We start from the raw sequence: 8,759 nt of genomic DNA, 5'->3' as shown, positions 1-8,759 counted from the left end.
CACCCCAGGACCGAGCATCGCAGGCTGCCCCCCTCGCCCAAAGGGCGAGTGGGGACACGGGCAGCGGGGTCGCCTTTTCTTTGGTGACTTTCTTTTGGCGAAGCAAAAGAAAGTTACTGCGCCGCCGGGCGCACATCCCGGCTCCCGCCCATGGCATGGGCACGCAGCCAACAGAGCAACCAGCCCGCCGAGCAAAGAAACAGAGGCGACCACAACCAACAAACTCAAACAGCCTGATGCAAGCGACGCTCAACGAACGAAGAGCCTTCAAGACGACGCAGAGCCTTGGCAGCCGCCAACACACCCAGATCCACCAGCGGCTCCAACAACACCACCGTCATGTACGCAGCGCCAAACGTGGCAATGCTCTCCAGATTCGCAGATCCCACACCCGCACCGTAGATAGCCCAGAAAGCCACCCACATCACGATCCCGCCCTGGTAGGTCACAGACAGCTTGAACGTCTGCGCATACGTCATGTCCACATACGCCATGCTCTCCGGCACGATGCGCTTGGCAACTGCCGCCGTGGCGAACAACGGCACCAGCAAGGTCGTGACGTTCATCCCGTACTGCGGCAGATCCTGCTGCGCAAAGAACACACTCTGGATCAACAGGCCTGCCGCCAGGCCGATGCACGCTGGCGCGGCGCCGAACAGCAGCAGCAAGGTCGTGCCCAGGATCAGATGCACCTCCGACACGCCCACCGGGTGGTGCGGCAGCAGCTCGAAGAACGCAAACACCAGCGCCGTGGTGAAGATGGAGCGCAGCAGCAGGGCCACGGGGCCCTCCTTCTTCACCATGTCCAGCGCAAGCTTGCTGGCATACAGCAGCGCCGTGGCGCCCGTGGCGTAGCTCAGGAAGATCTTGGTGGTGTCCACCAGTCCGGGTTCGATGTGCATGGCACGGCTCCTTGGTTGAAAAAAAACTGAAAACAGAAAGAAAAAATCAGCGCGGCAAGGCCACCCACTGCCCGAGCAGTTCGTGCACCGCGATGCGGTGGTCGAACACCGCCTCCAGCGCGCGGTGCGTGACCGCCTCATTGCAGCCGCCCTGGTGCGTGACACGGCCCTTGGCCATCACCACCAGATCGTCGGCATGCAGGGCCAGCGATACCTCGTGCAGCACGCTGACCACCGTGGCACCGCCGGCCACCAAGGCGCGCACGGTGTGCAGCCAGTCGGTCTGGTGCGGGGGATCGAGGTTGGCCAGGGGTTCGTCCATCAGCAGCACCGTTGCCTGCACGGCCAGGGCGCGGGCCAGCAGCACACGCTGGCGCTCGCCGCCCGACAGCTGCGACAAGGGGCGGTCGCGCCAGTCCCAGGCCTGCGTGGTGCGCAGGGCCTGCTCCACGGCGGCATGGTCGGCAGCGGATGGCGGGGCCAGCCAGGGCTGGTGCGGCAGGCGGCCTAGCATGGCCACGTCGTAACTGGTCAGGTCGTCGGCCGAGCCCTCGTTCTGCCCCAGCCAGGACAGCTGGCGCGCGCGCTCGCGCGCCGGCACCTGGGTGAGCATGCGGCCGAGCAGGGCCACCTGGCCATCGACCTGGTGGCGCGGCAGCAGGCCGGCCAGCACCTTGAGCAAGGTGGACTTGCCCGCGCCATTGGGCCCGACGATGCTGGTCCAGCGGCCGGCGGGCAGGTGCAGGTCGATGCCGTGCAGCACCTCGGCACCGCCGACACGCGCGGTGATGTGGTGGGCGCTCAGCGCAATCCCCTTCACAGGCCACCCCCATGCGCGGTGCGCCGGTGCATCAGCCACAGCAGGTAGGTGCCGCCCAGCGCCGCGGTGAGCACGCCCACGGGCAGCTCTTGCGGTGCCAGCATCCAGCGCGCCAGGATGTCGGCGGCCAGCAGCAGCACCGCGCCCATCAGGCTGGACAAGAGGATGTGCCGCTCGTGCGTCACACGCACCATCGATCGCACCAGGTGCGGCGCGGCCAGGCCGACAAAGGCGATCAGCCCGGTCTGCGCCACGGCGGTGCCGGTGGCCAGCGCCATGGCTGCCACCAGGCCGGCGCGCATGGGGCCGAGCGGCAGGCCCAGGCTGGCGGCGGTGGACTCACCCAGCGTCAGGCCGTCGAGCGCGCGCGCCAGCACCCAGGCCAGCAGTGCGCACAGGGCCCAGGCGGCGCCCATCAGGGTGCAGGCGATCCAGCCGACGAAGGCCGTGCTGCCCAGGATGAAGGCCTGCATGGCCTGCAAAATGTCGGGCGAAGCCAGCTCCACCAGGTCGCGCAGGGCACCCAGCACCACGCCCACGATGACACCGGCCAGCAGCAGGCGCAGCGTGTGCTGCACGCCCTTGGCCAGCAGCAGCGTGAGCACCACGGCCCCGGCGGCGCCGAGGAAGGCCATGCCGGTGATGCCGATGCGCGCGATCCACTGCGCGGCCACGGGCGACACGCCGAACATGGCCATGGCCACCGCGCCGCCCAGCGCCGCGCCCGAGGCGCTGCCCAGCAGGTAGGGGTCGGCCAGCGGGTTGCGAAACAGGCCCTGCGCCACGGCGCCCGCCAGGCCCAGCAGCGCGCCGGCCAGCCACGCGCCCAGCGTGCGCGGCAGGCGGATGTCCCACACGATCTGGCGCGCCACGGGGTCGTCGCCCATGTGCACCAGGCTCTCCAGCCCGGTGCTGCCCACGGCGGTGCCCAGCACCAGCAGCAGCACGCTGGCCAGGCCCAGCCACAGCGCGCACCAGGCGGCGCGGCGCCGGCCGGCGGCAGTGGGGATCGGTGCCGGACCTGCAGTCATCGGGCTTTCTCGGTCAGGCAGCGCGCCATGAGGCGCGCTGCCTCGGCCATGCGCGGGCCGGGGCGCACCACCACTTCGGCATCGCCGGGGCCGAACACGCAAACGCGGTTCTCGCGCACGGCGCGGATCGTGGACCAGCCCGGGTACGGCACCATGGCCTGCATGCTGCTGTTGCCAATCATCAGCACGTCGGGGTTGGCGCGCACCACGTACTCGGGGTTCAGGCGCGGGAAAGGGCCGAGCGAGGCCGGCACCACGTTGCGCACACCCAGGCGCGCCAGCGATTCGCCGATGAACGAGGCCTCGCTGGCCGCATACGGCCCGCGGCTCACCTCGAAGTACACGCGCACATTGCGCGCCTTGGGCGGCAGCGACTGGGCCGCCGCCTGCACGGCCGCGTCGATCACGCGCCACAGGCGGTCGGCGCCCTCGGCCTGGGGCACGCCCAGCACCTGGCCCACCACGCCGAGCACACGGCGCACGTCGGCATGGGTCTTAGGCTCCAGCACCACGACCTTGAGGCCCAGGGCCTCGAGCCGCTCGCTGGCGCGAGAGCTCATGGCCAGCAGCACCACGTCGGGCTTCACGGCCACGATGGCCTCGATGCTCGGATCGATGCCACCGCCCAGCTTGGGCAGTTTGGCCACCGACTCGGGCCAGTTGGAATAGCGGTCCACGCCCACCAGGCGGTGGCACTGGTCGAGCTCGCAGACGCTCTCGGTCAGCGAGGGCAGCAGCGAGACGATGCGCTGCGGCGGCTGGGGCAGCGTGACCAGGCGGCCCCGGTCGTCCTTGACCTGCACCGGCTGTGCCTGCGCCAGCCCGGCCATGAGCAGGCCCAGCACCACGATGATGGCGATCACCCAGAGGATGCGGCGCACAGGGGTGGGGGTCATGGAGGCGAATCTTTCAGGGTCAGGGGCAGCCCGGCCGCCATCAGGGTCACGCGCGGGCACACCTGCGCCACCTGCTGGTTGAGGGCGCCCAGTGCATCGACGAAGGCGCGCACCTCGCGCCCCAGGGGGATGACCCCCAGGCCGATTTCGTTGCCCACCAGAACAATGGGGCCGCGGGCCTGCTGCAATGCGGTGAGGAAAGCCTGGCACTGCGCGGCCCAGCCGCGTGCCAGGGCTTCGCGCTCGGGCGCCCCCATGTCCTCGGCACCGACCGGCAGGGTCCAGTTGGTGAGCCACAGGGTCAGGCAGTCGACCACCACCAGGGTGCTGGCGCTGCTGTGGTCGCGCAGTGCGGCAGCCAGGTCGCGCGGCTCCTCCAGCGTGGCCAGGCCAGGAACGCGCTCGGCGCGGTCGCGCTGGTGGCGGGCGATGCGCTGGCGCATCTCGTCGTCCCAGGGCTGGCCGGTGGCGACGAGCACGGCAGCGTGCGCGGGCGATTGCGCCAGCCAGTCGCGCGCAAGCAGCTCTGCGCGGCGCGACTTGCCGCTCTTTTGCCCGCCCAGGATGAGTTCGGTGGTGATGGCCTTGCTGTTCATGGCGCCACCCCCTCCCCGCCCAGCAGGTGCGCTGCGGCCAGGGGTGCGGACGCGAACCAGGCGTGGAAATAGCTCGCGTGGATGCTGCCATGGCGGTACAGGGCCTCGCCGGCATCGGGTGCGGGCTGCGCCTCTGGACGCGCGGTGCGCCCCACCACGGGCGCCGTGCTCTGCGCGGTGGAGTAGTGGAAGGTATGGCCGCGCAGCGTGTGGCCCGCCACAGTGAGGTGCTGCGGACCCAGCGCCGCCAGGCGCTTGTGCATGGCCACGCGGCCCGGCAGCAGGCCCCACAGCGCTTGCTCGGTGCCATCGGCCAGGGTGATGGACTCGAACAGGGCCATCATGCCGCCGCATTCTGCCCACAGCGGCTTGCCGGCCGCCACATGCGCGCGCAGGCTGGCCTGCATGGCGGTGTTGGCCGCTATGCGTGCGGCATGCAGTTCGGGGTAGCCGCCCGGCAGCCACACGGCGTCGCAGGCGGGCAGCGCTGCATCGTGCAGGGGCGAGAAGAACACCACCTGGGCGCCCATCTGCGCGAGGCACTGCAGGTTGGCGCTGTAGAGGAAGCAGAAGGCCTCGTCGCGGCCCACGGCCACGGTACGGCCGGCGAGCAGCGGCGCCACGGGGGCGGCCGGCGCGGGCACCGGGAAATCCACCGCCCAGCGCTGCAGGCCGTCCAGGCCCATCTGCCCGAGCGGCGTGGCGGCCAGCGCATCGGCCGCGGCGTCCAGGCGCTGCATGGCATCGTGCAGTTCGTGCGCCACCACCAGGCCCAGGTGGCGCTCCGGCAACAGCGGCGCCGATGCCTTGCTGGCGACATCGCCGGGCGCCACACGCACCAGCGCGCCCAGCCAATCGTCCGCGTCCTGCAGGCCATCGCGCAGCATCTGCGCATGGCGCTCCGATCCCACGCGGTTGGCCAGCACACCGGCCCAGGGCAGGCCCGCGCGGTAGTGGCGCAGGCCGAAGGCCAGCGCACCGAAGGTGCCGGCCATGGCCGAGGCATCGACCACGGCAAGCACGGGTACGCCAAAGCGCTGGGCCAGGTCGGCCGCGCTCGGCGTGCCGTCGAACAGGCCCATGACGCCTTCGATCAGAAGCAGGTCGCTCTCACGCGCAGCCTCGTGCAGGCGTTGCGCGCAGTCGGCCTCGCCGTTCATCCACAGGTCGAGCTGGTGCACGGGTGCGCCGCTGGCAAGCTGGTGCCAGTGCGGGTCGAGGAAGTCCGGCCCGCACTTGAACACCCGCACCCGCCGGCCCTGGCGCGCGTGCAGGCGCGCCAGGGCTGCGGTGACGGTGGTCTTGCCCTGGCCCGATGCCGGGGCGGCGATCAATATCGCCGGACAGCGTGCCGGGGTGACCATTCTTCTTGCTACTCCCCTACCCTCTCTCGTTGATCTCGGCTCAATGCGGTGCCCACTTCACGCCGACATAGGCCACACGGCCTGGCGTGGCGTAGGTGCGGGCCAGCTCGTACTGCTTGTCGGCCGCGTTGTCGAGGCGCGCGACCAGCGTGAAGTCGCGCGCGATGCGCGTGCTGGCGTACAGGTTGACCAGGGCATAGCCGCCCAGGTTGAGCGTGTTGGTGGCGTTGTCGAAGCGGCGGCCCGAAGCCTGCACTTCGGCGCCCACCGTCCAGCCCGCCAGTTGCGTGTCGGCACCCAGGGTGCCGTGGTGCTTGGAGCGGCGCGCCAGCATCTTGCCGGTATCCAGGTCGCGCGGGTTCTGCACGTCCAGCGAGCCGCGCAGTTGCACGCTGCCCAGGCGGTGGGAGCCCGCGAAGGTCACGCCCTTGTACTCGGCGCGCGCGACGTTGGCATAGCAGCCCTGGGTCGATGGGCAGGGACCGGCGGGTCCGAAGACGATCAGGTCCTGCACGCGGTTGCGGTAGGCCGTCACCGAGAAGCTGCTCGATGCCTGTGCCCAGCGCAGGCCCAGTTCGGCATTGCGGCTGCTCTCGGGATTCAGGCGGCCCGTGCCGTATTCGCTGAAGCGGTGGTACAGCGTGGGCGCGCGAAAGGCGGTGCCCACCGAGGCCGTGGCACGCCACTGCGGCGCGAAGGTGTAGCCATAGGCCAGGCTGCCCGTGCCCTTGCCGCCGAACTCGCTGTCCGAGTCGTGGCGCACATTGGCCTGCAGCGTGTGGGCACCGGCGGTGTAGCCATAGCCCAGGGCCAGTGCATCCTGCGAACGCTTGCGATCGATGAGGGCGTTTTCCAGCCGGTCTTCGCGGCGCTCCAGCGCGGCCGTCACCAGGTGCGGGCCCTGGCGCCACTCGTTCTGGAACAGGTAGCCGCGCAGGCGCGTCTCGGTCAGGTAGAAGGAAGGCGTGGTCTGGTACTCGTCGCGCGAATCGGTGATCTGCACGCGCGTCTTGTACTGCGGCGTCCACTGCGCCTGCCAGTTCAGGCCCAGCGCGTGCAGCTTGTGCTGGTTGCGGTCGTCCCGGCCCAGGCCGCTGTCGTAGCCGCTGTCCAGGTCGTTCACGAGCAGCGTGCCTTCGAGCCGGTGCGTGGCATTGATCTGCAGGCCCACGCGGGCGCTGGCCGAGGTGCTCTCGTAGCCGTCGCGGTCGGGGTTCTGCGTGGCCACGGTGCGCGCGTTGAAGCCCTTGCTCTCTTCGCGCGCGATGCCGAAGGCGTAGTCGAGCGTGCCATTGGCGCCGCTCACGCCGGCCTCGGCCTTGCGCGTGCCCTGGTTGCCAAAGCCGATGCCCACGTAGGGTGCCACGCCCTGCTCGCCGCGCTTGGTGAAGATCTGCACCACGCCGCCCATGGCGTCGGAGCCGTAGACCGCACCGGCCGGGCCGCGCAGCACTTCGACGCGGTCGATCTGCGCCAGCGGGATCGATTCCCACGCGGCGCCGCCGGTGGACTGCGAGTCCATGCGCACGCCGTCGATGTAGACGGCCGTGAAGCGCGACTCCGCACCGCGCAGGAACACGCCGGTGGTGGTGCCGGGCCCGCCGTTGCGCGAGATCTCGATGGCGGGTACGCGCGCCAGCACGTCGGCGAGGCCCGTGGCACCGCTGGTCTCGATGGTCTCGCGGTCGACCACGGTCACGTCGGCCACCAGGTCGGACAGGGGCTGCGGCGTGCGCGTGGCGGTCACCACGGTCTCGGCCAGCGAGGGTGCGCGCAGGTTCTGCGCCAGCAGCACGGGGGCGCCAGCGCTGTCGCTCTGCTGTGCCTGGACGGCGCAGGCGCCGAGCACGGCCAGGGACACCAGCGCAGGGCGCAGGCACAGGGACGCAGCAATGCGCGCACGGGGGGTACGGAGCTTCATGGGGCGAATCATCGGCAAGCAAAAACCCGTGCCGGCCTCCCGCCAGCGAAATGGGTGATACGGCTGCAGACACCCCCTTGCAAGGGCGCGCGCAGCCACCGTGTTGGCCGGTATCCGGGCTGGCGGAACGCTCTTCAACGCCTTCCCAGGTGCTTGTTCAAGGCATCCAGTGGCATGTGGTTGAAAAGGGAATCGAAACCGATTCGTCCGCTGACCGTTGCGGGGGCAGCGCAGGCTCGGCGCGCCATGTTTGGCGCCACCTCCCTGCTTCCCGTTGAACTGCAGCATGTGAACCACACCGCGAGCACCAACCCGGTGATTTTACGACCGTTTACAACCCGCCGTCCTACAATCGGTGGCTGTATGGCAACAACACCATCGACTACCGACCAGATCGCCGAGCGCGTGGAGCGGCTCCTGGTGCGCCACGCCGAACTGCAGCGCACCAACGCGCTGCTGTCCGAGCAGGTGGCCGCACTCACCCAGGAACGCGACTCCCTGAAATCCCGCCTGAGCGCTGCGCGCTCGCGCGTGGACGCCCTGCTCGAGCGCCTGCCCCAGGCCCCTCCCGCGAAAGACGCCGCATGAAGCAAATCGAGGTGCAGATCCTGCAGCAAAGCTACCTGCTCAGCTGCCCCGAGGGGCACGAGAGCCGGCTGCTCGATGCCGTGGAGCGCGTGGACACCGCCATGACGCGCATCCGCGATGCCGGCAAGGTGCGTGCCCGCGAGCGCATTGCGGTGCTGGCCGCGCTGAACCTCGCCTTCGAGATCGCCGACCGCGAGGCCGCCGACATGGCTGCCGCCGCCGACCACCCCCACCCCGTGCCCATGGCCACCCCCGTGGCGGTGGGCGACGACATCCCGCCCCCGCCACCGCGGCGCAGCGCCAGCGGTGTGCAGGAGTCGCTGCTGCCCCCCGATGCGGACGAGACCCTGCGCCTGCAAAGCCTGGTGCAGCGGCTGGACCAGGCCCTCGGCGAAGACGGGCGCCTGCTGTAGACGGCGTGAACGCCCGTGCGCTATCAATGGCGTACACCTCAGAGATTTCTTTACATCACCGACACCTGCCAGGGGCATTTGGAGCCCCTACAATGAAGGTGTCTGCGGTGCCGCCGGGTCTTATATTTCCTTGAACCAATGCTCAACGAGCACGGGCTTGGTACATCGCCAGGGGAGCGTGATCATCTCGCGTCAGATGAACCCAACACCTGGCTGCCCTCGCCCACC

The 8,759-nt window shown here is 70.0% G+C and carries 9 protein-coding genes and 1 riboswitch; of the genes, 2 read left to right on the top strand and 7 right to left on the bottom strand.

Going from position 1 to position 8,759, the window contains the following annotated elements; genetic code table 11:
• Window positions 1–224: 224 nt before the first annotated feature.
• Genes PMI14_RS24925 through PMI14_RS24895 form a run of 7 tightly spaced genes read right to left on the bottom strand, consistent with a single transcriptional unit; the run spans window position 225 to window position 7,530 of the window.
• A complete protein-coding gene (locus PMI14_RS24925; protein ID WP_007858584.1) occupies window positions 225–902 on the bottom strand; it encodes an energy-coupling factor ABC transporter permease in 678 nt (225 codons plus the stop codon).
• A 46-nt stretch (window positions 903–948) separates the two neighbouring features.
• Window positions 949–1,722, bottom strand: a complete 774-nt coding sequence (locus PMI14_RS24920) for an ABC transporter ATP-binding protein (RefSeq protein WP_007858583.1) — start codon at window positions 1,720–1,722, stop codon at window positions 949–951.
• Window positions 1,719–2,753, bottom strand: a complete 1,035-nt coding sequence (locus tag PMI14_RS24915; RefSeq protein WP_007858581.1) for an iron ABC transporter permease — start codon at window positions 2,751–2,753, stop codon at window positions 1,719–1,721. Before PMI14_RS24915 ends, PMI14_RS24920 begins: the two co-directional genes overlap by 4 nt.
• Entirely contained in the window at window positions 2,750–3,649 is a 900-nt protein-coding gene (locus PMI14_RS24910; protein ID WP_007858579.1) for an ABC transporter substrate-binding protein, read from the bottom strand. The genes PMI14_RS24915 and PMI14_RS24910 overlap by 4 nt, the downstream gene beginning before the upstream one ends.
• Window positions 3,646–4,245: a bifunctional adenosylcobinamide kinase/adenosylcobinamide-phosphate guanylyltransferase gene (locus PMI14_RS24905; protein WP_007858578.1), complete on the bottom strand. Its 600-nt coding sequence runs from the start codon at window positions 4,243–4,245 to the stop codon at window positions 3,646–3,648. Before PMI14_RS24905 ends, PMI14_RS24910 begins: the two co-directional genes overlap by 4 nt.
• On the bottom strand, window positions 4,242–5,609 hold the full coding sequence (locus PMI14_RS24900; protein WP_007858575.1) for a cobyrinate a,c-diamide synthase: 1,368 nt from the start codon (window positions 5,607–5,609) through the stop codon (window positions 4,242–4,244). Before PMI14_RS24900 ends, PMI14_RS24905 begins: the two co-directional genes overlap by 4 nt.
• A 40-nt stretch (window positions 5,610–5,649) precedes the next feature.
• Entirely contained in the window at window positions 5,650–7,530 is a 1,881-nt protein-coding gene (locus PMI14_RS24895) for a TonB-dependent receptor domain-containing protein (protein ID WP_007858573.1), read from the bottom strand.
• 87 nt (window positions 7,531–7,617) lie between these two features.
• A riboswitch (cobalamin riboswitch) is annotated at window positions 7,618–7,857 on the bottom strand.
• A 36-nt stretch (window positions 7,858–7,893) separates the two neighbouring features.
• Between PMI14_RS24895 and PMI14_RS24890 the strand changes: the two genes are divergently transcribed.
• Window positions 7,894–8,118 (top strand): hypothetical protein, encoded by a 225-nt coding sequence (locus PMI14_RS24890; protein WP_007858570.1) that lies wholly within the window; start codon window positions 7,894–7,896, stop codon window positions 8,116–8,118.
• A complete protein-coding gene (locus PMI14_RS24885; RefSeq protein ID WP_007858564.1) occupies window positions 8,115–8,531 on the top strand; it encodes a cell division protein ZapA in 417 nt (138 codons plus the stop codon). The genes PMI14_RS24890 and PMI14_RS24885 overlap by 4 nt, the downstream gene beginning before the upstream one ends.
• Window positions 8,532–8,759: the final 228 nt, after the last annotated feature.

The organism is Acidovorax sp. CF316, from assembly GCF_000276605.1.
Lineage (GTDB): Bacteria > Pseudomonadota > Gammaproteobacteria > Burkholderiales > Burkholderiaceae_C > Acidovorax.
Note: the sequence above shows the minus strand (reverse complement) of the source record. Positions and strands in the feature narration are given on the sequence as shown.